This window comes from Streptomyces sp. NPDC052236 (assembly GCF_044548015.1).
Lineage (GTDB): Bacteria > Actinomycetota > Actinomycetes > Streptomycetales > Streptomycetaceae > Streptomyces.
In genome coordinates this window covers 228,168-253,282 of record NZ_JBIUBL010000001.1, presented here as the reverse complement: position 1 = coordinate 253,282, position 25,115 = coordinate 228,168, and the positions used below count along the sequence as shown (strand labels likewise).

General features: G+C 68.1%; 25 protein-coding genes, 1 tRNA gene and 1 pseudogene. 9 read left to right on the top strand and 18 right to left on the bottom strand.

Annotated features, from left to right (window positions below):
• Positions 1-12 precede the first annotated feature (12 nt).
• The 10 genes from ACIHCQ_RS01170 to ACIHCQ_RS01125 form a co-directional block, all read right to left on the bottom strand.
• Positions 13-861: an exonuclease domain-containing protein gene (locus ACIHCQ_RS01170; protein ID WP_399656549.1), complete on the bottom strand. Its 849-nt coding sequence runs from the start codon at positions 859-861 to the stop codon at positions 13-15.
• 399 nt (positions 862-1,260) lie between these two features.
• Positions 1,261-1,908, bottom strand: coding sequence for a hypothetical protein (locus ACIHCQ_RS01165; RefSeq protein WP_399656547.1), 648 nt, complete (start codon positions 1,906-1,908; stop codon positions 1,261-1,263).
• Positions 1,905-2,804: a carbohydrate kinase family protein gene (locus ACIHCQ_RS01160; protein ID WP_399656545.1), complete on the bottom strand. Its 900-nt coding sequence runs from the start codon at positions 2,802-2,804 to the stop codon at positions 1,905-1,907. The genes ACIHCQ_RS01165 and ACIHCQ_RS01160 overlap by 4 nt, the downstream gene beginning before the upstream one ends.
• The gene (locus tag ACIHCQ_RS01155; RefSeq protein ID WP_399656543.1) at positions 2,801-3,241 is read right to left on the bottom strand and encodes an NUDIX domain-containing protein; all 441 of its coding nucleotides are present in this window, start codon (positions 3,239-3,241) and stop codon (positions 2,801-2,803) included. Before ACIHCQ_RS01155 ends, ACIHCQ_RS01160 begins: the two co-directional genes overlap by 4 nt.
• Positions 3,242-3,305: 64 nt before the next feature.
• Positions 3,306-4,382: a radical SAM protein gene (locus ACIHCQ_RS01150; RefSeq protein ID WP_399656541.1), complete on the bottom strand. Its 1,077-nt coding sequence runs from the start codon at positions 4,380-4,382 to the stop codon at positions 3,306-3,308.
• Between the two features lie 79 nt (positions 4,383-4,461).
• Positions 4,462-4,641: a hypothetical protein gene (locus ACIHCQ_RS01145; protein WP_399656539.1), complete on the bottom strand. Its 180-nt coding sequence runs from the start codon at positions 4,639-4,641 to the stop codon at positions 4,462-4,464.
• A 1,318-nt stretch (positions 4,642-5,959) separates the two neighbouring features.
• Positions 5,960-6,259, bottom strand: a complete 300-nt coding sequence (locus ACIHCQ_RS01140) for a hypothetical protein (RefSeq protein WP_399656537.1) — start codon at positions 6,257-6,259, stop codon at positions 5,960-5,962.
• Between the two features lie 101 nt (positions 6,260-6,360).
• Positions 6,361-6,951, bottom strand: a complete 591-nt coding sequence (locus ACIHCQ_RS01135; protein ID WP_399656535.1) for a hypothetical protein — start codon at positions 6,949-6,951, stop codon at positions 6,361-6,363.
• Positions 6,952-6,973: 22 nt separating this feature from the next.
• Positions 6,974-7,402: a DUF6415 family natural product biosynthesis protein gene (locus ACIHCQ_RS01130; RefSeq protein WP_399656533.1), complete on the bottom strand. Its 429-nt coding sequence runs from the start codon at positions 7,400-7,402 to the stop codon at positions 6,974-6,976.
• Positions 7,403-7,594: 192 nt separating this feature from the next.
• Complete coding sequence (locus ACIHCQ_RS01125) at positions 7,595-7,984, bottom strand: ATP-binding protein (RefSeq protein ID WP_399656531.1); 390 nt, start codon at positions 7,982-7,984, stop codon at positions 7,595-7,597.
• A gap of 268 nt (positions 7,985-8,252) precedes the next feature.
• On the opposite strand from ACIHCQ_RS01125, the gene ACIHCQ_RS01120 reads away from it, so the two are divergent.
• Positions 8,253-9,605 carry a transcriptional regulator gene (locus ACIHCQ_RS01120; RefSeq protein ID WP_399656529.1) on the top strand — a complete coding sequence of 451 codons (1,353 nt, stop codon included), beginning with the start codon at positions 8,253-8,255 and terminating at the stop codon, positions 9,603-9,605.
• A 166-nt stretch (positions 9,606-9,771) separates the two neighbouring features.
• On the opposite strand, the pseudogene ACIHCQ_RS01115 reads toward ACIHCQ_RS01120, so the two are convergent.
• Positions 9,772-9,843: pseudogene (locus ACIHCQ_RS01115) on the bottom strand (MerR family transcriptional regulator); the annotation flags it as partial.
• A gap of 879 nt (positions 9,844-10,722) precedes the next feature.
• On the opposite strand from ACIHCQ_RS01115, the gene ACIHCQ_RS01110 reads away from it, so the two are divergent.
• Complete coding sequence (locus ACIHCQ_RS01110) at positions 10,723-11,112, top strand: ATP-binding protein (RefSeq protein ID WP_399656527.1); 390 nt, start codon at positions 10,723-10,725, stop codon at positions 11,110-11,112.
• Positions 11,113-11,409: 297 nt separating this feature from the next.
• Entirely contained in the window at positions 11,410-12,096 is a 687-nt protein-coding gene (locus ACIHCQ_RS01105) for a DUF317 domain-containing protein (protein ID WP_399657538.1), read from the top strand.
• A 189-nt stretch (positions 12,097-12,285) separates the two neighbouring features.
• On the opposite strand, the gene ACIHCQ_RS01100 is transcribed toward ACIHCQ_RS01105, so the two are convergent.
• The 4 genes from ACIHCQ_RS01100 to ACIHCQ_RS01085 form a co-directional block, all read right to left on the bottom strand.
• Positions 12,286-14,013 carry a relaxase/mobilization nuclease domain-containing protein gene (locus ACIHCQ_RS01100; protein WP_399656525.1) on the bottom strand — a complete coding sequence of 576 codons (1,728 nt, stop codon included), beginning with the start codon at positions 14,011-14,013 and terminating at the stop codon, positions 12,286-12,288.
• Positions 14,010-14,540 carry a plasmid mobilization protein gene (locus ACIHCQ_RS01095; RefSeq protein ID WP_399656523.1) on the bottom strand — a complete coding sequence of 177 codons (531 nt, stop codon included), beginning with the start codon at positions 14,538-14,540 and terminating at the stop codon, positions 14,010-14,012. The genes ACIHCQ_RS01100 and ACIHCQ_RS01095 overlap by 4 nt, the downstream gene beginning before the upstream one ends.
• A 319-nt stretch (positions 14,541-14,859) precedes the next feature.
• Positions 14,860-15,732 carry a DUF2637 domain-containing protein gene (locus tag ACIHCQ_RS01090; RefSeq protein WP_399656521.1) on the bottom strand — a complete coding sequence of 291 codons (873 nt, stop codon included), beginning with the start codon at positions 15,730-15,732 and terminating at the stop codon, positions 14,860-14,862.
• A gap of 207 nt (positions 15,733-15,939) precedes the next feature.
• Positions 15,940-17,367 carry a DUF3631 domain-containing protein gene (locus tag ACIHCQ_RS01085; protein ID WP_399656519.1) on the bottom strand — a complete coding sequence of 476 codons (1,428 nt, stop codon included), beginning with the start codon at positions 17,365-17,367 and terminating at the stop codon, positions 15,940-15,942.
• A gap of 284 nt (positions 17,368-17,651) precedes the next feature.
• Here ACIHCQ_RS01085 and ACIHCQ_RS01080 point away from each other — a divergent pair, with 284 nt between their 5' ends.
• The 3 genes from ACIHCQ_RS01080 (at position 17,652) to ACIHCQ_RS01070 (ending at position 19,747) form a co-directional block, all read left to right on the top strand.
• Positions 17,652-18,167 carry a helix-turn-helix domain-containing protein gene (locus ACIHCQ_RS01080; protein ID WP_399656517.1) on the top strand — a complete coding sequence of 172 codons (516 nt, stop codon included), beginning with the start codon at positions 17,652-17,654 and terminating at the stop codon, positions 18,165-18,167.
• Positions 18,168-18,317: 150 nt separating this feature from the next.
• Positions 18,318-18,539: an excisionase family DNA-binding protein gene (locus ACIHCQ_RS01075; protein WP_399656515.1), complete on the top strand. Its 222-nt coding sequence runs from the start codon at positions 18,318-18,320 to the stop codon at positions 18,537-18,539.
• A complete protein-coding gene (locus ACIHCQ_RS01070) occupies positions 18,539-19,747 on the top strand; it encodes a tyrosine-type recombinase/integrase (protein WP_399656513.1) in 1,209 nt (402 codons plus the stop codon). The genes ACIHCQ_RS01075 and ACIHCQ_RS01070 overlap by 1 nt, the downstream gene beginning before the upstream one ends.
• A 264-nt stretch (positions 19,748-20,011) precedes the next feature.
• Here ACIHCQ_RS01070 and ACIHCQ_RS01065 read toward each other — a convergent pair.
• Positions 20,012-20,085: transfer RNA gene (locus tag ACIHCQ_RS01065), tRNA-Gly, on the bottom strand.
• 224 nt (positions 20,086-20,309) lie between these two features.
• On the opposite strand from ACIHCQ_RS01065, the gene ACIHCQ_RS01060 reads away from it, so the two are divergent.
• From ACIHCQ_RS01060 to ACIHCQ_RS01050, 3 genes are all read left to right on the top strand, one after another.
• Entirely contained in the window at positions 20,310-20,513 is a 204-nt protein-coding gene (locus ACIHCQ_RS01060; RefSeq protein ID WP_399656511.1) for a hypothetical protein, read from the top strand.
• A 73-nt stretch (positions 20,514-20,586) separates the two neighbouring features.
• A complete protein-coding gene (gene dcd, locus ACIHCQ_RS01055; RefSeq protein ID WP_399656509.1) occupies positions 20,587-21,162 on the top strand; it encodes a dCTP deaminase in 576 nt (191 codons plus the stop codon).
• Positions 21,163-21,168: 6 nt separating this feature from the next.
• Positions 21,169-21,684 (top strand): phosphoribosyltransferase, encoded by a 516-nt coding sequence (locus tag ACIHCQ_RS01050; RefSeq protein WP_399656507.1) that lies wholly within the window; start codon positions 21,169-21,171, stop codon positions 21,682-21,684.
• 33 nt (positions 21,685-21,717) lie between these two features.
• On the opposite strand, the gene ACIHCQ_RS01045 is transcribed toward ACIHCQ_RS01050, so the two are convergent.
• Together ACIHCQ_RS01045 and ACIHCQ_RS01040 are read right to left on the bottom strand one after the other, a co-directional pair.
• Positions 21,718-22,614: a Yip1 family protein gene (locus ACIHCQ_RS01045; RefSeq protein ID WP_399656505.1), complete on the bottom strand. Its 897-nt coding sequence runs from the start codon at positions 22,612-22,614 to the stop codon at positions 21,718-21,720.
• 204 nt (positions 22,615-22,818) lie between these two features.
• Positions 22,819-25,089, bottom strand: a complete 2,271-nt coding sequence (locus tag ACIHCQ_RS01040; RefSeq protein ID WP_399656503.1) for a (Fe-S)-binding protein — start codon at positions 25,087-25,089, stop codon at positions 22,819-22,821.
• Positions 25,090-25,115 lie beyond the last annotated feature (26 nt).

The following is a 25,115-nucleotide window of genomic DNA, read 5'->3' as shown; positions in this document are numbered from 1 at the left end:
ACAGACTCAAGATCACGCGGTGGCCGCCCTGTTCCCGGCCGCCTCGGCCATGATCACGAAGTACGGCTGCCGTACTAGGACGTCGGTCTTCTTGGTCATGCTCTTCGTCGGCTGGGCGCCGGCGTCGGCGAGGCGGGCGAATGCCTCCTCCCGCTTCATCGACGCGAGTGTGCCGGTGAGGCAGACCGTCAATCCGTACAGCGCGCCTTCGGGGTCGGCATCGGGGTTGGCCCCGGGGACCGGCTTGCGTTCTCGTCCGTCTGCCCCCAGGTACTGGCTGCCCTGCCACTGTCCGTCGGGAGTCATGGAGCCCCATCGGATCCGGTGCTTGGTGAGCAGGTCGTCGAGGGAGGACACACCCGCCTCCTGCATCGCCGCCTGCATGACCTGGGCTGCTGCGCGGGAATCGGCTTCGGCGTTGTGGTGGTCGGTGAAATCGAGCCCGGCGGCGTCCATACAGTGCGGAAGGCCGTAGGAAAGTAGCTTCCAGGTGCGTCGAGCGACGACCTGAGAGCAGGAGTACCGAAGCTCCGGCCAGGTGATTCCCTCGGCGTCGCAGGCGGCCCGGATGACGCTCAGATCGAAGCCTGCGTTGTGGGCAACCAGTGGACGCCCGTCCGCGAACGAGAGGATGTCGGCCAATGCCGCCTTCCACCTTGGCGCGGTGGCGACATCGTCCGCCGTGATGCCGTGGACCCGCACGTTGTACGGGTTGAAATGGCCGAGCACTGTCGGCGGCTGGATGAGCGTGCTCCACGAGCGCACGACGCGACCCTGTTCGACCACTGCCATACCGACGGAGCACGGGCTGCCGCGGTGCTCGTTCGCCGTCTCGAAGTCAATTGCCACCCATGAGGTCATGAACACAGTGTCATGGCGACCGCCCTGCGCGACCAGGGCCGAAAGCCCCTATCACTCTTCGGAGTTGCTGCATCTCGGCAAACCGTGGCCAAAGCGCGCCCTTACCGACGGGCGGTGAGCTACCCACAATTGCGGGAAGGGCCGGGGGGAGGCCGGTGCGGTCCTTGGGTGTAGTTCGCGGGAGCGATCAGCGCATTGCCGGGTTGGGGGTAGCCGCGGCGCAGGCTTTGACGTCGGCGCGGACCGGGGGCTGGGTGTCGACCAGGCTGCGAAGGGGACAGTCCCTTTATCTTATCGCGGCTGCGGCTGTGACTGCGGTGATGGGATCGGCGTAGTAGGTGATAGGTGTGCCCCCGGGGAGGGGAGGGCAGTCCCGGGGGCACACGCGAGGCGGCAGGGTCAGATGATGCCTTGCTCGGCGAGGTCGCTGAGCACTTGGTTGACCCGTGCCTGACTCATCCGCTTCTTCTCGGCCTCGTTCCGCGACTCCTTTGCGGCGCCGTACTGCCACCATGCCTTGCCTGTGTCCCGGTCGCTGACCAGGAATCCGTCCTTGAGCGCAGGGCCGCGCACGATGAGGGTGACGGTGTGGGGCTCGGCGACGGCCGCATGGATCATCCGGTGGTGCAGCGTGTAGGAGTCGCCGGCCGTCTCGGTGCGGACCATGTACGGCTGGAGCGCGGCCACCTCCATGCCTTCGTCCAAGATGTCGTCCAGGCCGTAGAGAGTGTGCTGGTAGCTGCCGCGCAGGATTCGCGAGGAGTATGTCCAGCGGTGGTTGTGGGGGCGGTCGAAGTGGCCGGGAAGGAAGACGTGCAGGCGGAGGCGCCATCCGGCCGGGTCGTCGTGCAGGACAAGCTTGTCGAGGATGTCGTAGTGCTCGGACAGGCGGCTGAGGTGCTCGTCCTGGGGCACCAGGTGGGCCAGGCGCCGGAGGAGGTCTCCGTCGTCCGCGAGGGTGGCAAGGACGTTGCTGGTCGCGGCCTCGACTGCGGGTGTGTCGTCCCAGTTGAGGTTGTGCAGGGGCTTGGTGAGCTCACCGATCACGATGCGGTCCTCTCCCGAATGATGGTGTCGGTACCGGGGACGGTGGTGCAGTGGGCCGTGCCCGCCTTGCATGCGAAGTGCAGGGCGGCGGGCAGGTCGTGGCCTTCGAGGTGGGCGGCGGCGAGTCCGGCGGAGAACGCTGCCCCGGCGCCGTGCGTGTGAACGACGTCGACCTTCTGAGCGGGTATGCGGTGTGTGCTGGTGTGGGTGACGGCAACGGCGCCCAGCGCCCCCACGGTGACCACCGCCGCGTGTGCGCCCAGTTCCGTCAGAAGGCTGCGCGCGGTCTGCTGTGCGTCCCGTGCCTGGACCTCGGGCATGCTGGTCTGCACCGCGAACAGATGGGCTTGTTGGGCGGCCTGCTGGAGTTTGGGGTGGATCCGGTCACTGCCGAGGTTCAGCAGCACCGGCACACCCGCGGTCGCCGCGGCCTGCAGTGCGTCGGCCGCCGCGTCGGCGATGACCGTGTAACCGTCGATGTAGGCCAGCCGTGCCTGCCCGAGGGGACTGGTGTCGGCCTGGTGGAGACTGGCGTAAGCGTCGGTGAGGTCAGCGAACCAGGTACGCGTGCCCGCATCGTCGGTGATCACGGTCAGATGTGGCGTGTGCCGTGGTGCCGAGCCGGAACCGGCACGGTGCACCCCGGCGGCGTCGAGGCTCTGCCGGGCGTGCCGCCCGGTGGGCTCGTGTCCGACCTGGTTGGCGACCAGCGCCGTGCGTAAACCGCGCGCCGCACAGGCTTGAGCCACGATCGGCCCGTCCCCGGCCAGCGAGGAGAACGTCCAAACCACCTCGGCGCCCTGGTTGGCAGCCGGGTAGCGGCTGACATGGGAGACCTGGGCATGCGCCAGATAGCTGAAGCACGCAAGGTCCCACTGCGGCTGACGAGGGGTCATCGTCGTTCCCAGCCCCGCTCGGAGTCCAAGACGCCCTTGCTGATGTGCTCCAGCGCCTCGGCGGCGTACGGGATCATCTTGGGCAGGGCGTCGGGGGCAAACCACTGCCATCCGGCGCACTTGTCCTTCTCGCGGTTGGTGATCTCGCCGTTCCAGCGGGTGGCCTGGTAGAAGAGCGCCATGCGGCCGCTGTTGGTGTAGTGGTGCATGACGTGGACGAGCTTGTGGTCCTCGGGGACGATGCCGGCCTCTTCCAATGCCTCGCGGATCACGCCCCGGCTGGCCGGCTCGCCTTCCTCCAGGTGGCCGGCGATGAAGTGGAATGCGCCGTCCATGTAGCCGGTGTTCTTCCGTTCACCCAGCAGGACGCGGCCCTGGTCGTCCCGCAGGACGAGGTGCAGGTCGACGCAGGACATGTAGCGCTCGGTGGTGGACACGGTGGGTTCTCCTTCGTTTGGGGTCGCTCGTGCAACGAAACCGGGAAAGCAGAGGTTGCGAGGGCTAGTTGGCCGGGACCGACTTCCACAGTCGGCACACCGGGACGATGTCGTCGTAGGCGGCGCAGGAGGAACGGCCGTCGACGATCTGCTCTGCGGGGCAGCCGCCCATGCACGAGCGCGGCGCCTTGCAGCTTCCGCAGCCGGGCGCGGTCAGGGCGCCGGTGAACAGGTCGAACTCGTTGTCGCCCTTGTTCAGCTCGATCCGGCCGTCGCGCATCTCGGCGAAGTGCAGGTCGGTGTCGAACAGGAACGAGCACACATACGCCCGCCCGTCCGGGAAGATCGAGATGCGGTCCAGGGTGCGGCCGACGCAGCCCCGGTAGCCCTCGGCCTCGAACCGCGGCATCTCGGAGCGGCGGGCGAAGGTCGGCTGATACCAGACCCGAGTCTGGTAGCCCTGGGCCGCCGCGTGCAGGCGATCGCAGAACTCCAGCCACTCCGGAGGCTCCATGCCGTCCTCCGGACTGCCGTGCCCGCGTCCGATCACCGACAGCACGTGATACTTCACCAGGCTGACACCGATCTCGTCAGCGAGGTCGAGCAGCTGGAGACAGTCGCGTTCGTTGCGCTTGCTGACCGTGCAGATGATGCGGGTATCGAAACCCCGCTCGCACAACTCCTTCACGGTCACGAGGGTCTCGTCGAACTTGCCCTCGCCGCGTACCGCGTCGTGCGTCTCGGCGCTGCCGCCGTCCACGCTGATCTGCACATACGCGAAGTCGGCGGGCGGGAGGCGCCGGAACTTGCGGTTTGCGGAGGCGAGACCGTTGCTGGTAGTGATCACGTGCTCGTAGCCCAGGGCGCCGGCGAGCTTGATGGTGTCTTCGTAGCGGGGGTGCAGGGTCGGCTCGCCGCCAAGGATGGTCAGCTTGGAGCCGCCCAACTGCCGCCACCGGGTGAGCGTCGCCTCGATCTGCTCGAACGGCATCTTCAGCGCCCGCTCCAGGCGTTCGCCCATGTAGCAGCCGGAGCAGCGCAGTTGGCAGGCTTCAGTGATGTAGACGTACACGTTCCGGAACCGGCCGTACTCGATGCGGTCGATCTTCTCCGGTGCAGGGGCGGAGCCAGGGGCCGGCATGCGGGCATGTCCGTACGTGTCCGATGGAGGGCCGACGCTGGGCATCGGTAAGGAAACAGCCATGGGCAGGCATGTCCTTTCATGAAGGTGGGGTGGAGGGGACTCCTACGAGCGAGCGAAATGCGGAGAGCGCTGCGGCGATGACGAGCAGCTCGTCCTGGTCGGCGTCGACAGTGCGCCAGACGAGCCCGCCGCTCTCCCATGAAGCACGGGTCTGGGAGGCGTAATGCTGGTAGCGGGCTATCCTCCGGGCAGCCACATGGAGCGCGTCATTTGGGCGCCGCTCCAGGTCTGCGCCGCACGAGAGGCAGTTGCCTGGCTGCTCGGGGTGGGGCTGGGCAGGGCGCCGTCGTTGCGAATCGCAGACCGGGCAGACGAGCCGACGCTGGATCCTTTGCAGCAGGACCGGCTCGGGAGCGGTCAGTTCGATAACCCCGCCCCCACATCCGAGTCGCTTCAAATCCTCCAGCAGGGACAGGGCTTGGATTGGGATTCCGGGGTAGCTCTCCATCAGCAGCACGCCACCGTGGCACACGTGACCCTCCAGGGCGCGCCGAGCGAGCCCGGTAGCCAAGCCGTCGGGGAGCCATCCCAAGGGGTCCCAGCTATTGACCAACGCCATAGCCACAGCGCGGTCTGTGCGGGCCTGTTGGTGCGCGAACTCCCGCAGTCGGAACACACGCACGTCACCACGGGCGGTATTGAGGGCCGCGGTCATGGTGCTCTTCCCGGAGCCAGGGGGCCCGAGCAGCGCTACGACGTCCAAGAGAGATCTCCTGACTCGACTTCGGGCGGGACAGGTGCACTTACGGTCGCGGGGCCCGTCCGGCCGACAGGGAGACATCCCTCCAGCCGGACGGGGGACTCAGTGAGCGGTGGTGACGCTCGGAGCTACGTGCCCTCGTTCGGGCGGGGCAGCCTGCTCGCAAGACCTTCCGCGACGTCTCCCATGACTTCGCGCACTTCGTCAGGGAGGGCTTCGCTTTTGCTGGCGTTGATTGCGGAACCCACACCGCTGACCAGGTCGAACAGCTCGTTGTCATCTTCTTGGGCTGACAATGCGGCCCCTTCTCTTGATTGTTTGAAGCGCCCGCCCCTGCTGCGACCTGTCCTTGAGGCCGGGGGGACCTCCAGTAACAGCAGGGGCGGGCTCTGACACCCCGCCACGGTCACCTCAGAGCCCTCCCCGCCGGGTGGCGGGGCTTCCTGTGGCTCCGGTGATCAGGCAGGGGGCTTGAGGGGCCCGCCGTTGAGACGGCGGGCGTGCGTGCCTCACGGACGGGTACGTTCCTGGGCCACGCTTTCGGCGATGCGGCGACGCGGCCTCTCTGCGAACTCCTGGGTGTCCCACTCGGGAGGATGCTGTGCGCGGAAGGCTCTGCTCATGGTGTCGAGTTGCCGGTGCAGCTCCCGCTGGGTCACGTGTCGACACCACCACTCCTCCGCGTCGTAGCAGGCCGAGCGCAGCCGATCGAGCAGCGTTGGGCGCGGAGGGTTGAGGAGTCGCTGTATGTTGCGCTCGCGGTTGGACAGCGGGGGCGCCGGTGTGCGCCTTCTGATCAGCGCTACCACCCGGCTCACCTGCCCCACAGGCTCAGGATGGCGAGGGCCAAGGCGAGCAGCATCGCCATTGCTGTGAAGTACGTGTAGACGACGTGGGCCGCTGCGGGGTGCTCCCGGCGGATGACGTTGAGCGCGGCCAGCCCCGTCTTCCCTTCGGCCTCGGCTCGCAACCCGAACAGAGAGATGCGGACGGTAACGCGGTCCACGGGGCGATCCGTGTCGCAGTGCAGCTCGGCGAACGCGTCGTACCGCTCCAACTGGCGATCAAGCGCGATGAACGAGCGAATGCGCCTCAGATTCCAGAATGCGTCCACGGCCTAGCTGTCCTTTGCTTGAGATGAGACCCGGCCCCCCTCTCCCCAGAGCGTTACGAGAGAGGGGCCGGGAGCTTCAGGGGTGATGCAGCCGCCGGTGCTCACGGCATGTCGACGACCGTGACTTTGCACAGCTCGCGGATGAGCTGGGAGGCCAGCACGGCGTCCAGACTTTCGTCTCCGTACTTGATCCAGGGAATCGAGGCATCGGCTTGCCAGCCGTCCTTGGTCAACCGGTAGTGAACTCCGGACACACCCCAGAGGCGAGGCAGCTTGACGCGGAGCGGGACGAAGCGGTCAGAGTGCGGGCACTGCTCCACCGCCACCCGCGCATCCTTCTCGCACAGCGGAGGCATGTTGGTGAGCGAACCCTCCGGCCACGTCGGCGGGTCCAGCGGCATCAGCCAGTCCAGGAAGAGCCAGCCGTATGCGTTTCGGCTCGCGGGCTCCCCACACACCTGGCACAGCAGGTCGTACATGCACTCGCGCTGGCGCTCGGAGTTCATCGCGTCGTAGATCGGCTTTCCCCTGCGGGAAGTGCGCTCGACGCGCGCCCAGAGCACTCCGCCTCGGTCACGGTCGCCGGGCTGCGGCACCCTGTACGCGAGTCGTGGCGTCGGAGTGAACTGGATCGTCAGGTCCTCCTCGGGCCCGGCCCGCTCGTCGTCCAAGGCAACGACGAAGGGTGTCACGGTCGGTCTGGAGATCATCTTCCTAGGCACTGGCCGGTTCCTTCGGTTCTGTGGGGTCGGCACTCCAGCCCTCGGGGGTCAGCAGGGCCAGGAGGTCACGTGCCGTCAGAGCGGCGTGCCTGGCGTCCTTCAGGCACGGTTGGCACTCCTCGTTGGCTACGGCTCGCGCTCGGCTGACCATTTCGCGGACCACAACGCGCCCCGTGTCCAACTGCGCCTCAGCTTCCTGCGCGAGGGCTGAGAGGTGCCCCTGAAGCGTGAGGATTGTGGCGTCGAGGTCGCTGTCCTGCGCCGCGTCCAAGTGGCCGCTGAGTACGTAGTCCGCCGTCTGCCGGATTGCCTCGGCCGTGATGGGCATTGGCCCTTCGCGGCACTCCTCGACCTGCTGACGCCGCATCGCGTCAAGGAACCGCCGAAGGAGCACGGTGTCCGGCTGGACCTCCTCCGACACGGCGAAGCCGCGTTCGAGAAGGCTGTACTCCCAGGCGGAGCCAGGCTTCCGGTGGTAGTGGACTCGCGCAGCGCGAGTCCGCGGGGAACGATGGAGAAGGACATCCGCCGCTTGGCGTGTCTGGCCATCAGCCGCTCCTCTCGGCGTAACCGAAAGGCTTCCGGTCCTCGAACCGGTGGACAGCGCGGGGCATTAGGCACCCCCCTTGTCCTGATCAACTACGTCGGCTTCCACCTGCTTCGGGGCGGCCAGGAAAGCCGCCACGATCTTCCCGTCCGGAAGCTCCTGTACGGCGTAGGTCGTGGCGAATTGATCAACCGCGAGGATGCCGCGACCGCTTTCGTTGTCCTGGTTTACCGCGCCCCCCATGGGCAGGTCTCTGGAGTAGTCCCGAATGAGGATGTGTACGCCGAGCTGGCTCGTGTGGACAGCAAAGTGGCAATGGCCATCCGTGTGCTTCCACACGTTCGTCACGAGCTCCGACACCACGAACAGCACGTCGTCGGTGATCGGCTCCAGACCAGCGGTCTCCAGCAGTAAGCGCAGTAGCCGACGCAGTTCGGAGGGGGTTCGCTCCGTCACGCGCAGGCAGCGTGTGTATCGCTGCGAGGCTCGGGTTCCGGTGTCCGCACTCGTGGCATTGGGCTCGGACGTTGGTGTACACACGGGGATCACCCCAGTACTTCGAAGGTCACGACACGTCCCCTTTACGGCCGCCGAGTAGCAGGTGAGCAGTCCCGGCCGGGTGACTTGGTACGACAAGGCAACACCTGGCGTGGGGAGTTGGGTACCGTGTAGAGGGGTGTCGAAAGGTGTCGCTTTCGGCCCGCGTTAACCGGAGGGCCTTGAGATGAAGAGGCCTAACGAGCAACTCGCGAACCATCTCACCCGTGCTGGCATGAGCCGGGGGGAGCTGGCGCGTCGCATCAAATCCAAGGCACGAGAGTGGAACGAGCCGAATGTTTCACCGAACGTAACGCGGATTCGGTTTTGGATGGAAGGCGAGAAGCCGAGGACTCCTCTGCCGGACATCATCGCCGACGTGTTCTCGGACCACTTCGGCTACCGCGTCACCACATATGACCTCGGCTTCGGCGACGGAACAAGGGCAGACGCCGCACTCGTCTACGACACCTCGTACACGGCTACCGTGAGAGCAGTTGCCGAACTGGGGAGAGCTGACGTGGACCGACGCAAGCTGCTAGCTGCCGCGCCCTTTGCTGCGGTCGCCGGGGTTGGACCCTCGCGCGACTGGCTGATGAACACCCTCGACCAGGAGCCGACTACCGGGCCTCGCGTGCGCCTCGAAGACGTGACGGCCGTCAAGTCGATGTTCGAGACGTTCCAGAGGATGGACATCTTCCAGGGCGGAGGCTCGGGGCGGCTGGTGCTGGCCGAGTACATGAGCCAACACGTCTATCCGCTCCTTCGCCGGACGCACACCGAAGAGGTCCGCCGCGCCCTGTGCGAGGCCGCCGCCGAGCAGACCTACCTTCTCGGCTGGATGGCTTACGACTCCGGACAGCATGGCATCGCACAGCGCTACCTCATTCAGTCACTGCGCTTGGCCGAGGAATCCAAGAATGCCGCGCTCGGGGCGCACGTCCTTGCCGGTATGGCCGATCAAGCGACGCTCCTCGGTGACCCCCAAGAGGGGCGGCGTCTCGCTCAGGCCGGTCGACACGGGCTGTCGAAGGCCACCTCGCCTGCGTGTCTCGCCGACCTGTGGTGCCTCGAAGCGCGGGCCTTGGCGAAGCTCGGCGACGCGACCGCCGCAAGCCGTGCCGTCGCCCAATCGGAGAAGGCGTACGAGCGGGTCCGGCCCGAGGAGGAACAGGCATGGGCCGAGTTCATCGACCCCGCATACCTGCATGGCGAGCATGCAATGACCTTCCGGGACCTCGAAGACTCCAGCGCGGCCGAGACTCATGCCGTGAGGTCGATCGAGCACGCCCATGCGCAGAAGCGCGCCCGGCGAGGCGCGATGTCTCAGGCCGCCCTCGCGGTCACCCACCTTCAGCGCCATGACCTCGACTCGGCGCACGCGGCTGGCCTGCGGACGCTGACCCTGGCGGGACAGGTCAAGAGCACGCGGGCCATCGAGGCAGTGCAAGACCTGCGGCGGCGCATGCAGCCCTTCGGTAAGAACCGCCTCGTCGCCGACTTCAACGAGCGGGCTCACGCCCTCGTTCAGGCCGCGTAGAGGACACGCGAAGACACGGCTGCCGGTCCTCTCCTCGTCGGTGAGCGCTGCGTCGACTCGATGCGGTGAGACGGGACGTTCCCCGAGGGAACGGGCTGTCTGTTCCCCGAGGGAGCGCGCTGTCTGTTCCTTGGAGGAACGACCAAGGCCGCGAAGTTAGGCGGTGTTGGGTGGCCCACCCCGTCGTGTAGGCGGGGTAGTCGTCGTCATCGAGGCGGCCGAACGAGTCATCTGCTGTTGCACCTCTCTGTGGAACGCGTGGAGGGGCCCTGGCGCCATTGGCGCCAGGGCCCCGAAGGAACTGCTACACCATCTGCCGACCCTGATACTGCGCCGGCCTTCTGTGTCCGCAGACCCGACCAAGATGCTGTCGGGTGTGCTGGGATCGCGGTTGCTTGACCGGAGACCACCTCACTATCGATGTCCTGCGGTACCCGGACTCAAGACTTCCGCCCGGGCGATCCTGATGGCGCGGGGCTCCTCCGTTCTTCCCTCGGTGATCAACTGCTTACCAAGCGGGGGACTGCGTACTGCTGGTGATGCGAACTGCTCAGTGGCCTGCGACAGCGCCACTCTTCGGCAGCCAGCCCCGTCGCCCGTCCTGCGTCTGCCCTGGCTTAGAACCCCACTGCCGAACTTCCCGGTGCGCGCGTCCGCAGCCGACGCCTTCACCGAGGTGCTGCTCACTGACTTCACTGCTGGGTACTGCGAACTGCACTTACAGGTACTGCCACTGCGGTACTGCTCACGGCAGCCCCTGATCACTGCGGGCCACCCGGTCCGGTCGTCAGTCCCGTCGCCGTCCTGCAACACCCTGGCTTCGGAACTCCACCACCGCACCGTCCTGCGCACTGCAACTGCGTGTACTGCTGCCCGGCAGTTCGTCTCTGCCAGGCCCCGTTGATCTTGGCGACGAGAGAAACCATAACCACGCCACCACCCGATGTCTACTCCGGCCAGCATAGATTTCCGCGCATTCGGCGGTGAGGTAATCGACCTCAAACAGCGACGGGGGCAGGTGCGAAGCCGTCACGGCCCGGTTAACGGGCTCCTGCCGGGGCACAAGCACCGCGCAGACGGGACCGGGAATGGACGATCCAGAGACCAGGGTGACCTGATGGACACGATGAGTGTCAACGCCGCAACCGTCCGCTCCGCGACGTCCGTCGCCGGCGCACGCGAGAGCGCCCGGGATTTCATCGAAGGTCTCGACCATCCGATCGCAGCCGAGGAGGCCGACACCGTGGTCCTGGTCGTCTCGGAGCTCGTCACCAACGCTCTGCGCCACGGCGGCGGCACCTGCACCCTGGACCTGACCGCGCACCCGGACAGCATCGAGGTGGCCGTGCATGACCGCAGCCCGCAGGCGCCGCGCATGCGTACCCCCGACCTGAACGGTGGCACCGGGGGCTTCGGCTGGCCCATGGTCAACCGCCTCGCCCGCGCCACCGCGGTGGCCCGCCGGATGCCCGGCGGCAAGACCGTAAGCGCCCTTCTCGCCCGGTAGCGCCAAGGCGCCGGCCCCGACGGACAGATTCGCTGGGGGCAGACGGGAAAGATCCCGGAAGGGCTGGTGTACGCCTGCTGAGGCATGTCAACGTAGACGACTGCCCGGAGAGCCCCAGTTCAGCCTGGGGCTGCCGTCCGGCTCACCTGGCAGGAGCCGACCGTGGGTGCCCCCGCGCCGCCGACGCACGACGGTCCGAGCGAGCAACAGCGGCCAGTAACCACCCCCGAGCCTACGGAGGCATCCCTGCACCCGCACCACCCCGACGCCCCCTCCTCTCCCGCCTCTCTGGACCCGGTGTACTGGGTCACCCCGCGTCACCTGGCCGGCGACGACGGCGCTCTCGCCGACCGGATCGGCGACACCCTCACCGGCATGGCCAGGCGCATGTGGCCAACCGCCCGCAACACCCTGCTGTACGTGAGCCCGGACGAACTGCGCGGCGCCGAGTGGATCCTCGCGGCCTATCCGTTCGAACTCGGCGGCCTGCCCGTGGCCTGGCAGATCTCCGCCCGCCCGCTCCCCTCCAGCGCCATGACGGAGTGGAACGCGTACTTCACCACCGGCGTACCGCACGAGGCGCTCGCGGACTTCCTCCTCGCGCTGGACGCCCGCGATGAGCCCGCCGCAGGTTCTGGCGGCCCCGCGACGGTGCTTACCGCGCTCAGTGCCCAGGGCTGGATCCGTGACGTGGACCGCCCGCACACCACCGCCACAGACCCCGGCTTCTCCTCCAGCGTGTCGCTGGAGACGCTGCCACCGCTCATCCACGACGCCGACCCACGCCCTGACCTGATGGGCTGGCAAGCATGGGCGGAACCGGTCCTCGGTGCCCCGTATCTGTGGTGCGCCAGCTTCAGCGCGAGCGTCCCGCACGACATGGTCGCCGCCTTCGCCTACTCGCTCGCCTCCCCGTATCCGGTGCCGCGGCACACGCTGCCTGGGAGCGCGGAGGGTCGGCTCACCGTCATCCGCCGCGGCTGACTCCTCGCGACCGGCTGCCCCGTATCCCGTACAACGATGCCTCTGCCGCCGTCCCTTGGGACGGCGGCAGAGGCATCTTCTTTGCGGCTAGTACGCGGGCTGCTGGCTGCTGCCTGGTCCGCGCGTTGAAAGCGCGGATCGTCCTGCCGGGTAAGGACTATCGGGCCGGACGCCCTCGACTTCCGTAAATCATCTGGCCTTGCGGGGCTGGCCGGTGCGGCTTGTGGAGGGTCCGGCGGTGAGCCCGGCCGACGGCGGCGTGGGGTTGCTGTTGGGCTGGGGCATCGCCGTGGCGTCGGCGGGCAGATCGGCCATGCGCCGCAGCTGCCACACCAGTACGTCGCTGACCGACTCTGCCGTATCCAGCTCCCGCCCCTCCGCTGCCTCGGCGAGCAGAGTGGTGGGTTCGTGGCCGGCGCTCTCGACGTCGGCGAGGGTCGCCGCCAATGCGTACCAGCCGGGCTCGGCCAGGATCTGCTCGGCCAGCTCCGGCACCGCCTGGCGCAGATGGGCCACCTGCTTGCGCTGGAGTGGCTGGGACAGGTGGCGGCCCCGCTGGTGCAGCGCGGCCATGGGCTGGGCGGCGGCTGACTGGTAGGCGGTGCGCAGGTGTTCGGCGGCCTGGTGGGCGGCGGCGGCCTGCTGGGCGTGCTGCTTCTTGCCGTGCCAGTGCGCGGTAGCGGTGACGAGGAAGAACGCCATGTCGATCAGCATCGCGGTGGTCGCCCCGTCTTCCCCGCGGCCCAGGGCGGGGCCACTGTAGACGAGTTCGCGGGCGGCCTGGCGCAGGGCGCGGTCGTGTCCGCGCTCGGCCCGGATGTGGGAGCGGGAGGCCCGCTCGAACGCGGAGGCGGCTTCGCGCAGTTCACGCCGGGTGTGGGCGGCGGAGGTTTTGGCGAGTGCGTCGAGGACCTCGCCGGCCGCGGCGATGTGCGCTGCGGCCTGGGCGTCGTCGCCGTGGTCGATGACCAGCACCGCCTGCCACGCTGCTGTGGTTGCGCGTCGGCGTGCCGCAGCCGGCCCTGTTGGCTGGGGGACCTGGCTCGTGGGGGTGTCGATGCCCTGGTCCGGTTCGGCGCCGTTGCCGCCCCAGCGCTCGCGGATACGCGGCAGCGACAGGTCGGGGGCCAGGGTGGAGCCGGCATAGAAGATCGGTTCGCGGTCCTGGTTGCGGTCCTGGGGCAGTGCGACCTTGTAGCCGAGCAGGTCGCCGGAGGGCGCGATGCGCTGCCGGATCAGGAGACCGGCCGCGGACAGGCGGTCGAAGAACTCCTCCTGCCCGGTGGCTCCGGCCACCGCCCGGCGGACGGCTTCGCGCAGCTCCTCGCGCGGGGTGCGTTCCTTGCCCTGGCGTTCGGCCTTGTGGCGTTCCGCGCTGGTTGGGCGCCGGGCGGCAGTGCCGTCGCCGGCGTTGAGGCGCCTGAGCCCATAATCGACCTCGATCTTCCGTGCTTCTTCCTGGGAGCGCTTGCCGTCCTGGCGGATACGCGCCTGGCGGCCGTCCTCCCGTACGACGGTGGCGATGATGTGGATGTGGTCATCCGCGTGCCGCACGGCGGCCCAGCGGCACGTGGCGTCGTCGCCGTCGGGGGCGATGCCGGTGGCGGCGACCATGCGCCGGGCGATGTCCGCCCACTGTCCGTCTGTGAGGACGGGATCTTCGGGGGCGGCGCGTACGGACAGGTGCCACACATGCTCGGCTGGCCTTCGGCTCTTGGGCAGCGCCTGGACGGGCTGGTCGAGCAGGCGCTGGAGATCCCTATAGGTGACATCGGGGTCGCGGCCGGGGTCCGGTGCGAGGCTGTCCCACGCGGCGACGAGGTGGGGGTCAATGTGCTCCTCGTGTGTGCCCGGTCCGTACAGGTAGTTGATCAGGCCGATGGTGCGCGTACCGCGCTTGTGGACTCGGGGGATCATCCGAGGCGGGTCTGGGTTTCGAGGTGTTGCTGGGTGAAGGCGTCCACGCGCTGTGCGGCACGGTGGACGGCGTCGAGCACGGCCTCGGCGTGGGGGACATCCGCGCCGGAGTTGGTGGCCTTGGCCACCTGGTTGAGGTTGTTGCCGATCTGGCCGAGGCGGCGCCGCAGGGCGAACAGTTCGGCTATCACTTCGCGTTCGCCGGCGACCTCGGCGGAGGTGCGGGTCAGATCGCGGGCAGCGCTGAGGGCGGCGTGGGCGAGGAAGCCTGACGGGGTCAGGGAACACGCGGCAGCCGCAGCGAGCAGGTCTTGTTTCTCGGCGTCGTTGAAGCGGCTGGCGATCAGGTACTTGCGCTTGCTGGAGCTCGTCTTGCGCAGGCGGTTACGCGCGGGCGGCTGCGTCGGCGTGCTGTGCGCGCACTGCGGGCTGTGGCACGGGTGAGTCGTCTCCCCCTCGGGATGCGGGCCGCCCTCGGTCGCATCCCGCCGGTCCAGTGCCCCCCGGCGCTGGTCCGCTCCCGCCACCCCCGGGGCGGGAGACGCGAGAGTAGTACTCCCAACGGGAGTACTACTCTCGCACCAACTTGCTGCGCTGGTAGCGGTGGTGCTCATCTCTGGCTGGTCGATGGGGGGTTCGTGGTGCGGGTCGTGCATGAGGTGATTCTCCGTGGGGTGTTGGGTGATGTCTCGTACCACTCGTCGCATGCCTGGTCAGGGCAGGTGCGGGTGGGGTGGTGATGTCGGGTTGACTCGTTGCGGGCCTTTCACTCGTCCCCGCGCTGACCTGCGCGGGGACGAGTGGCGACGGGTCAAGCCGCAGGTGGGATGGGTGCGGCGGCGGAGTTCAGCGCGCGCCGACGGGGGCCTTGTCGAGTTCGGCCTGCAGGGCGAGCCTGGCCTCGTCCAGGCGATTCCTGCCGACGGAGTAGCCCTGGGCCCGGACTGCGGCTTCGACGTTGCGGCGTGAGATGCGACCGTCGCGCCCTCGGGCTGCGGTACGGCCGATGGACAGGAGCTGGTCCATGGTGGCGCTGGGCTGCCGCCCCTTGGCCTTGGTGGACGTGTCCGGGGCATCCGGCACGTCGTGGGCGACTTCCGCCACATCAGCGGCGCTATCCGCCACATCGGCGGCCGGGCTTTTGGGCGCGCTCTCCTGGCGGCTGGGTTCGCCTGCTGGGTGAGCGAGCCGCTGGCGGCGGACCATGTCATCGCCACCAGGAGGGGTATCGATGTGGCGGTGTGCCGTGGCGTCCTCCGGGGGGTGGAGATTGCGGGGTGTGGGGTGGCGGCGGATGACGAGGTAGAGGTGGACGGCTCCGGCGAGGGCGAGGGGGGCGATGGCGGAGAGCGCGCCGACGGTGAGGTCGTCCAGGTGCAGCCCGGTGTGGCGGGTCTGCTGGTTGAGGCGGATGGCGTGCAGGGCGTTGGCCCAGATACTCGTGGCGGTGGCCAGTCCGACGAGCGCCCACACGTAGAGGCGGGAAGGCAGCGGGGCGGTGCGCAGGATGAGCAGGGCGCCGACGCCGATGGCGATGAACCCGTCGATCACGAGAGGGAAGGCGTAGGTGAGCAGTCCGCGGATGTGGATGGCGACGGCCATCTGACGCAGCGCGTCGTAGGACAGGGCGAAACCGATGGCCCCGAGCAGGGCGATGCCGAGGCGGATCGCGGCGGTTCCCGTTATGGCAGCCGGGGCGGTAGCGGTGGGGTGAGGCAAGCGGAGGCACTCCAGGGGGAAGGGCGGCGGTCGCGGATGCGCGAGCGGGGCGGGCCGCTGTGATGTGCGGACACTCGTCCCCACTCGTCGCATCGCTGGTCAGAGCAGGTACAAGTGGGGTGGTGATGTCGAGTCGACTCGTTGCGGTTCTGTCTCCCGTCCCCGTGCTGACCTGCACGGGGACGGGAGGGGACGAGTGGAGGCGGGTCAGGCTCCGCTGGCGTCGTCGGACTCGGTGCCCGGCTGTTCGGGCTCCGGCTGGGGGCCGGGGGTGGGGCAGTAGCGTGCCCAGGCGTCGAGAAATTGGGTGCGGGCGAAGCCCTTGGCCTGGGCACCTTGCGGGAATCGGCGGTTGGCTGAGCTGATGCCGTAGTCCTTCAGCAGCAGCTGCAGGCCGCGCGGGGTCAGCCCGTTCGGGCTGTATTCGGCCCAGGGGGCTTCGGCGTCGGCGTTGAGCTGCTCAAGAAGGCGGCTCGTGCGCAGGGCGGCGGGATCCCCTTCGCCGGAGAATGCCCGGCGGATGTCCGTGAGGATGCGGACCTTCAGCCCGCCGTCCTCGTCCTGGCCCGCCTCGAAGTCGGTCATCGCCCGGCAGGCGATACGGGCGAGGGTCGGCCATTCACCGCCCGCGAGGTCGGCGACGGCGACCAGGGGTTCCCAGGTGTCGGCTGCGCGGTCCTCGACCGGCATGGCCGGTTCCATGTCCATCGCCTGCGCGTGCAGGGGGCCGAGCCATGCGGCGAGGCGGTCGCGCAAGGCGTGCAGGGCGGGGGTGTCGCGGCCGGTGCGGAAGCTGGAGACCCACTCGCCCTCTGCTCGGCGGCGCATCCGGATGACGACCGAGCGGTCCATGATCGTGTCGGGCAGGTCGCCGATGCCGACGAGGGCTGCCATGGCGAAGGTGGGGAACGCCATCGGCTCGTGCTCGGGTCCGGTCACGCGCAGCGTGGGCCGGTTGCGCTGATGTCCGGCGTTGAGCAGGCCGCGCAGCTCCTCGTTGCGCTCGGCGGCCTTGGCGGTGCCGAACAGCGTGTCCGCCTCGTCGACCAGGAGGGTCGGCGGGTTGTCGGTGATGGACCGGAAGATCGCCGCTGGGCTGGCGTTGACGGTTATCAGCGGCTTGTGGACGCTCTCGGTCACCACGTCCAGAAGCCGTGACTTGCCGCACCGCTTTGCCGGAGCGACCACGGCCAGGCGCGGCGCGTGCTGCCACGCGGTCTGCAGATGTGTGGCGGCTATCCACAGCGTGATGGCCGTGAGCGCCTCGTCGTTCGGAAGCACGATGTACCGCTTGATCTGCACCTGCAGGTCCGCCAGCACCTCCGCGCCTTCGGACGCGGGTGCCGGTGCGACGTCTGTCTGGGCACCGCTGGCATCTGCTGAGGCACCCGCCGCAGCCTGGCGAGCGTCCGCCTCCTGCGGGTGCGGGGGCGCTTCGCCTCCGGTGGGCAGGTCCCCGGCCCTGCTTGCCGCATCGTCCTCATCTTGGACGCGGGCTCCTTGGCCGGGAATGGCGGGCGTCGGCCACAGCACCGGCTCGTTCACGGGGCGGGGGAAGGCGTCGGCGGCAGGTATGCCGCCGCTCGTCTCGGTGAGGGATGGCGTGTTGGGGCGGGCATCGTCCATACTGGGCATCGAGCTCCTCGTCTTGCGGGCCATATGGGACGGCAATCCCGGCCTCGCAGGTTGATCGCTAGGGATGGCGGTTGAGAGGTTTGCGCTTGGGCCCCCGGCTGTGCCGGGGGCTTTTCCTGTGCGCGTGAGGTCGTGCGGACTCCTTCGGTGTGCTGCGGTTGGTAGTACCACTATGCCACATGAATTGCAGATTGCAGAAGTGTTTTGCATCTCGCAGAACGCATGTTACTGTTTACCTGTCGCTGCAATCCGCAGAGATTCGCTACGAATGGAAGGAGGTGGTCATGGTCGGTGACGACTCCCCGCAGGGGATCCTGCTCAGTGGTGAGGAGAACGTCGCGGTGCGGATCAAGCTGGAACGCGAGGCGCGCGGCTGGAGCACCACCAACCTCTCGGACCGGCTCAACGAGGCCGGCTTCGAGATGAACCCGTCCGCTGTCTGGCGCATCGAAAACCGCAAGCGCCGCATCAACCTCGACGAGGCCATCGGCTTCGCCGAGGTCTTCGGCGTCGAGCTGCGCAATCTTGTCGGGCCACCGCAGCTCGCCGCCAAGGCCCGCGCCATGGAACTCATCGACGCTGTGGTCGACGCATTCCGCCAGACCCAGCGCTCCAACGCCGCCTACACCAAGGCGCGCGATGCCTTCGACGCCTACCTCGCCGAGCACCCCGACATCCGCGAGGAAGCCGAGGTCATGGTCTCCAACGCCATCGCCGAGGCCAGCGTCAGCCACCTGATGCAGACCTACGGGCCACCGCCAGGCGAACATGACGCCGGACACGGCTCCGCCGAGGCGTAGCCCCCGGCTCCCCAAGCAACCGCCATCCCACACGATCGACCCGGCAGGCCGGCATTGCCGTGCCATACGCCTGCCGCGAAAGGACCCACCTCCTTGCGCCGACCGGCGATACCCCGCGCCTCCACGCAGACCCCGTCCACTGCGAGGGAGGTGACACACACCGCTGACCGCCTCCTCACCGTGGAGGAGGCCGCCGAACACCTCGGCACCGGCGTCCGCTTCATCCGGCGCCTCATCCAGGAACGCCGCATCCGCTACGTCAAGCTCGGCAAGCACGTCCGCATCCCGGACGGCGCGCTGACCGCGTACGTAGAGGAGCGCACCGTCGAACCTGTACGTAGCAGCCGCTCCCGGTACGGGAAGGCGGCCTGATGGCGCGCGCACCGAAGAGGGCGCCGCGCCGCAGGTTCGGTGCGGTCCGCAAGCTGCCTTCCGGGCGGTACCAGGCCCGCTATCCCGGGTCGGACGGTGTGCTGCGCTCGGCCCCCGAGGTATACGAGACGAAGCGCGACGCCGAGGTCTTCCTCGCGCAGGTGCAGGCCGACCAGACGCGCGGCGACTGGATCGATCCGACCGCCGGCGAGGTGCTGTTCGGCGAGTACGCCACGCGCTGGATCGACGAGCGGGGCGTCGCGCCCACCACGGATGAGCTGTACCGCAGGCTGCTGCGGCTGCACCTGGAGCCGACGTTCGGACAGCTCTACGTGAACGCGATCAGCCCCGCCCGGGTCAGGGCTTGGCGCGCGGAGCGGTTGAAGGAGACCGGGGCTACCACGGTCGCCAAGTCCTACCGGCTGCTGAAGGCGGTCATGGAGACTGCGGTCGAGGACGACATGATCCGCAAGAACCCCTGCCGCATCCGAGGCGCGGGCCGCGAGGAGGCGGACGAGCGTCCCGTCGCCACGGTCGGCCAGGTCTTCGCCCTGGCCGACGTGATCGGGCTGCGCTGGCGGCTGATGGTCCTGCTCGGTGCGTTCGCCTCCATGCGTCCGGAGGAACTGGCGGAGCTGCGCCGGGGTGACGTCGACCTGGATGCCGGGTCGGTGTGGGTACGCCGTGCCGCGCCAGAGCTGAACACCGGCCGCCGAGTGGTCGGCGATCCCAAGTCCCGCGCGGGTAGGCGCGAGATCGTGCTGCCGGCCTTCGTGCACGTCGATGTGCGCAGGCACCTGGAATGGTTCGCTCAGCCGGGTGCCGAGGGCTTGGTGTTCGTCGGCGAGAAGGGGGCGGTCCTGCGCGGCACAACCTTCGGCCGCAAGTGGCGCAAGGCCCGTGACAAGGTCGGCCTGCCCGAGGACTTCCGCTTCTACGACCTGCGGCACACCGGCAATACCCTTGCCGCCGACACCGGCGCCAAGCTGAAGGACCTCATGGTCCGCGCCGGCCAGTCCTCCGAGAAGGCGCAGCTGATCTATCAGCACTCCACCAAGGAGCACCAGCGCAAGCTCGCCGCCGACATCGACACCGACGTACGCCGCCAGCAAGCGAAGGCGGCAACGAGCGACGTTGAGGGCGCGACCGTCCACGCTCTCGTACCACGCCCACCCGATGCCCACGGAGCGGCCGTGCGGAGGATGTGACCACCTTGACCCGCGCCGGACCGGCAGCCCCGCCGGTCCGGCGCTTTGCGTCCGCACACATCCACACACTCGACCACCGTGTGGCGCAGGTCACTCAAAATGGATCTCGCAATGTGAGACGACGGGGCATCAAGTCATCGCCCGGGGGGTTGCGCCTCCGAATTCGGCGCGGTAGTGAGTCCCTTATGGCACGCGAATGGCACGCGGCCTAAAAATGGTCTAGACAACAAAGAAGCCCCAGGCCGCTGACCTGGGGCTTTCGTATGGAGCGGGTGACGAGAATCGAACTCGCGCTCTGAGCTTGGGAAGCTCATGTTCTACCATTAAACTACACCCGCGAAGCGGGCCCTCAAGCGGCTACCGCAGCGTCACACACTCTACCCCATCGCCTGGCCACCGACGTATTTCGCCGCACCTCCTCGCGCCGCCCGAGCGGCCCGGACGGTGGTGCCGGGCCCGGGAGTTGAGGCGTACCGTAAGCGCTCGGAGTGCCGCGTGCAGGCGCATCCCGCGCATCCCCTAATGTGGTGGTTCGTCCGCATTGTGTTGGGGAAGGGGCCCGATGGACCCGATGGAGCGCACCGTCGTCCGCTGTGCCGAGGGGCACGTCTTCAGTACCGCTTCGTTCCCGTTGCAGCAGCTCGGCCCCGATCGGATCGGGCCCGGGCGGCTCATTCGGTGTCCCGGTTGTGTACGGCTTCGCAATGTCGTGCCTGTGGAGTCGGCTTCCAGGTCCGAGCCGGAGTCGGAGCCCGTCAGGCGGTAGGCGAGCGGTGCCGAGGTGGGCGCACGGGTCCTCCGATTGGGGTGGGCCCGTGCCGTCTGCGTATCCTCGGGGCGTGCTTCTCTCTGACAAGGACATCCGGGCCCAGATCGATGCCGGACGCGTCCGCATCGACCCGTACGACGAATCCATGGTGCAGCCGTCCAGCATTGACGTGCGGCTCGACCGCTACTTCCGGGTGTTCGAGAATCACCGCTATCCGCACATCGACCCCGCCGTCGAGCAGTCCGATCTGACCAGGCAGGTCGAGCCCGAAGGCGACGAGCCCTTCATCCTCCATCCCGGAGAGTTCGTCCTGGCCTCGACCTACGAAGTCATCTCGCTGCCCGACGACCTCGCCTCCCGCCTGGAGGGCAAGTCCAGCCTCGGGCGCCTCGGGCTCGTCACACACTCGACCGCCGGCTTCATCGACCCCGGGTTCTCCGGTCACGTCACCCTTGAGCTGTCGAATCTCGCGACCCTGCCCATCAAGCTCTGGCCCGGGATGAAGATCGGCCAGCTGTGCCTGTTCCAGCTGAGTTCGCCCGCCGAGTTCCCCTACGGGAGTGAGCGGTACGGCTCCCGCTACCAGGGGCAGCGCGGGCCCACCGCATCGCGGTCGTACATGAACTTCCACCGGACGCAGGTGTGAGCCCGCATGAGTGATGCGCGGGAGAGCCTGCCGGAGAGCCCGCGGGAGAACCTCACCTACGAGACGTTCGGCGTCGCCATCCGCGAGCTCGCGCAGGCCGTCGCCGACGACGGCTACGAGCCCGACATCGTCCTCAGCATCGCCCGGGGCGGGGTCTTCGTCGCCGGAGGTCTCGCGTACGCGCTCGACTGCAAGAACATCCACCTCGTGAATGTGGAGTTCTATACGGGCGTCGGGACCACCCTCGACATGCCCGTCATGCTCGCGCCGGTGCCCAACGCCATCGACTTCTCCGACAAGAAGATCCTCATCGCCGACGACGTCGCCGACACCGGCAAGACGCTGAAGCTGGTGCACGACTTCTGCGTCGACCACGTCGCCGAAGTGCGCAGTGCCGTGATCTACGAGAAGCCGCACTCGCTGGTCACCTGCGAGTACGTCTGGAAACGCACCGACCAGTGGATCGACTTTCCCTGGAGCGTCGACCAGCCCGTCGTACGACGAAAAAGCCGGGTCGGCTGAGCCCCACCGCCGCAGCGGTGGGGCTCACGCACGTCAGATCGTGCCCAGCTTGATGATCGACAGCAGCGCGATCAGCTGAATCGCCGACGCCCCCAGCGCCTTCGGCCACGGCAGATCGTGCGACTTGCGCACCATCAGCGTGAACAACGCTCCCGCCGCCAGCCACGTCGCCCACCCAAGACCCTGCACCAGCGAGTTCTCCCCGCCCAGGAACAGCGCGAAGACCAGGCGCGGGGCGTCCGTGATCGACATGATCAGCATTGAGAGGCCGACCGTCGGCTGCCACGCGCCGTCGCCGCCCAGCTGGCGGGCCAGCGTGTGTGTCACCGCGCCCAGGATCAGGCCGCCGATGACGAACGCCACCGCCGTGGTCAGTACGTACGGGATCGCCGTGGAGATCGTCGCGTTGATCGTCTCCTCGCGCGCCTTGTCGAAGCCGAAGAGCGCGAGCAGGCCGTACAGGAACGTGACGATCAGCGCCGGGATCCACACCGCGTAGTCGCGCATCTGCCAGAACGTCTCGTTCGGGCGCAGCACAATGCCGCTCAGCAGCTGCTTCCACGGCAGGCGCGGGCCGCTCGGCGGCGCCGGGGTCGCGCCCGCGTGGTAGGTCGCGCCGTCGTTGTACGGGTCCTCGTTGATGCTGAACGCCTGGGTGTGGCCAGGGCTGTTGGCATACGGGTCACCCGGCGGCGGTTGCTGATACGGGTCGCCGAAGTACTCCGGCTCGCCGTACGGGCCCGGAGGCTGCTGGGGGCCGCCGCCTGCCTGGGGCGCCTGGGGCCACTGCGGCGGTCGCTGTTGCTGTTGCTGGGCATACGGCGGTGGCGCCTGACCTCCTCCGCCCCGGTAGGGCGGCGGTGCCTGCCGCGGTTGTTGTTGCTGCTGCGTGCGGTTGTCCCGGCCGCGTCCGATCCTGAATCCAGCCACGCGTTTGAACGTACCCGGTCCTGCCCGGCGGGGCGTCAGCGGAGTGGGAACACACCGGCCTTTGCGGCCGACCTGTGACATCCCCTAAGGGGACCCTGGGGGGTCTGCCCCAGTAACCCAGTAACCCAGCAACCAGGAACAAGGAAGCGGCCGGTGGCGCTCAGGCCCGGCCGCTTCCCCCGCGTACGTACGCGTGTTGTCGGGCTACCTCACCGGCTCGGGCTCCGGCGCGCCCTCCTGCTCCTCCGCGGGCTCCGGGTCCGCCGGAGGCGTCCGCACCGAGTCGAGCAGCAGTTGTGCCACGTCCACGACCTGGAGGGATTCCTTGGCCTTGCCCTCGTTCTTCTTGCCGTTCAGCGAGTCCGTGAGCATGACCAGGCAGAACGGGCAGGCCGTGGAGACGATGTCCGGGTTGAGCGAGAGAGCCTCGTCCATCCGCTCGTTGTTGACCCGCTTGCCGATCCGCTCTTCCATCCACATACGCGCGCCACCCGCGCCGCAGCAGAAGCCCCGCTCCTTGTGGCGGTGCATCTCCTGCTGGCGCAGGCCCGGGACCTTGTCCATGATCTCGCGCGGCGGCGTGTAGATCTTGTTGTGACGGCCCAGATAGCAGGGGTCGTGGTACGTGATCAGACCCTCGACCGGCGTCACCGGGATCAGCTTGCCCTCGTCGATGAGGTGCTGGAGCAGCTGCGTGTGGTGGATGACCTCGAACTCGCCGCCCAGCTGCGGGTACTCGTTCGCGATCGTGTTGAAGCAGTGCGGGCAGGTCGCGACGATCTTCTTCGACGCCTTGGGCTTCCGGGTCCCCGGATCGTCGTCATCCTCGCCGTACGCCATGTTCAGCATCGCCACGTTCTCCTGGCCGAGCTGCTGGAACAGCGGCTCATTGCCCAGGCGCCGGGCCGAGTCGCCCGTGCACTTCTCGTCGCCGCCCATGATCGCGAACTTCACGCCCGCGATGTGCAGCAGCTCCGCGAAGGCCTTCGTGGTCTTCTTCGCCCGGTCCTCAAGGGCGCCCGCGCAGCCGACCCAGTACAGGTAGTCGACCTCCGACAGATCCTCGATGTCCTGGCCGACGATCGGGACCTCGAAGTCGACCTCCTTGGTCCACGCCACGCGCTGCTTCTTGGCGAGCCCCCAGGGGTTGCCCTTCTTCTCCAGGTTCTTGAGCATCGTGCCCGCCTCGGACGGGAACGCGGACTCGATCATCACCTGGTAGCGGCGCATGTCGAGGATGTGGTCGATGTGCTCGATGTCGACCGGGCACTGCTCCACGCACGCACCGCAGGTGGTGCAGGACCACAGCACGTCCGGGTCGATGACGCCGTTCTCTTCGAGCGTCCCGATCAGCGGGCGCTCGGCCTCCGCCAGCGCCGACGCCGGTACGTCCTTGAGCTGCTCCGCGGAGGCCTTCTCCTCGCCCTCCATGGTCTTGCCGCCGCCCGCCAGCAGATACGGGGCCTTGGCGTGCGCGTGGTCGCGCAGCGACATGATCAGGAGCTTCGGCGACAGCGGCTTCCCGGTGTTCCAGGCGGGGCACTGCGACTGGCAGCGGCCGCACTCCGTACACGTCGAGAAGTCGAGGATGCCCTTCCAGGAGAACTGCTCGACCTGGCTGACGCCGAAGACGTCGTCGTCGGCCGGGTCCTCGAAGTCGATCTCCTTGCCGCCGGACGTCATGGGCTGGAGTGCACCGAGCGCCGACGAGCCATCTGCGTTTCGCTTGAACCAGATGTTCGGGAAGGCGAGGAAGCGGTGCCAGGCGACACCCATGTCGGTGTTGATCCCGACCATGATCATCCAGATCATCGAGATGCTGACCTTGATCATCGCGGTGAAGTAGATCAGCGTCTGGAGGGTGGGGAGGCTGATCCCGTCGAAGGCCAGGACCAGCGGATACGAGACGAAGTACGCCCCCTCGTAGCCGTCGACGTGGTGGATCGCGCCCTCAAGACCGCGCAGGACGAGGATCGTGAGGCCGATGGTGAGGATGATGTACTCGACGAAGAACGCCTGCCAGGCGATGGAGCCCGCGAAGCGCGACTTGCGCCCGGCCCGGGAGGGCAGGTTCAGCAGCCGGATCGCCATCAGTACGAGGATGCCGACGACCGTCATCAGGCCGATGAACTCGGTGTACATCTCGAACGGCAGGAAGCCGCCGACGATCGGCAGCGTCCAGTCCGCCGCGAAGAGCATTCCGTACGCCTGCACCAGTATCGGGATGAGGGTGAGGAAGCCGATCGCGACGAACCAGTGGGCGAAGCCCACGATGCCCCACCGGTTCATCCGGGTGTGGCCGAGGAACTCCTTGGCCAGGGTGATCGTGCGCTGTTGCGGGTTGTCGGCACGGCTTCCCGCGGGCACTGGCTGGCCCAGCTGGACGAACCGGTAGATCTGCGCGACGGCTCGTGAGAAGAGCGCGACGCCGACCACGGTCAGGACCAGCGACACGACGATCGCGGCGAGTTGCATTTCGGGGCTCCTCGGGCCTGCGAGGT

Bases quoted from the DNA above. Each gene is read 5' to 3' on its own strand.
- ACIHCQ_RS01120 (WP_399656529.1), top strand. From the start codon at position 8,253: ATGAAGAGGCCTAACGAGCAACTCGCGAACCATCTCACCCGTGCTGGC.
- ACIHCQ_RS01080 (WP_399656517.1), top strand. From the start codon at position 17,652: ATGGTCGGTGACGACTCCCCGCAGGGGATCCTGCTCAGTGGTGAGGAG.
- ACIHCQ_RS01050 (WP_399656507.1), top strand. From the start codon at position 21,169: ATGAGTGATGCGCGGGAGAGCCTGCCGGAGAGCCCGCGGGAGAACCTC.
- ACIHCQ_RS01085 (WP_399656519.1), bottom strand. From the start codon at position 17,367: ATGCCCAGTATGGACGATGCCCGCCCCAACACGCCATCCCTCACCGAG.
- ACIHCQ_RS01100 (WP_399656525.1), bottom strand. From the start codon at position 14,013: ATGATCCCCCGAGTCCACAAGCGCGGTACGCGCACCATCGGCCTGATC.
- ACIHCQ_RS01150 (WP_399656541.1), bottom strand. From the start codon at position 4,382: ATGCCGGCCCCTGGCTCCGCCCCTGCACCGGAGAAGATCGACCGCATC.
- ACIHCQ_RS01040 (WP_399656503.1), bottom strand. From the start codon at position 25,089: ATGCAACTCGCCGCGATCGTCGTGTCGCTGGTCCTGACCGTGGTCGGC.
- ACIHCQ_RS01110 (WP_399656527.1), top strand. From the start codon at position 10,723: ATGGACACGATGAGTGTCAACGCCGCAACCGTCCGCTCCGCGACGTCC.
- ACIHCQ_RS01160 (WP_399656545.1), bottom strand. From the start codon at position 2,804: ATGACCCCTCGTCAGCCGCAGTGGGACCTTGCGTGCTTCAGCTATCTG.
- ACIHCQ_RS01060 (WP_399656511.1), top strand. From the start codon at position 20,310: ATGGACCCGATGGAGCGCACCGTCGTCCGCTGTGCCGAGGGGCACGTC.
- ACIHCQ_RS01070 (WP_399656513.1), top strand. From the start codon at position 18,539: ATGGCGCGCGCACCGAAGAGGGCGCCGCGCCGCAGGTTCGGTGCGGTC.
- ACIHCQ_RS01170 (WP_399656549.1), bottom strand. From the start codon at position 861: ATGACCTCATGGGTGGCAATTGACTTCGAGACGGCGAACGAGCACCGC.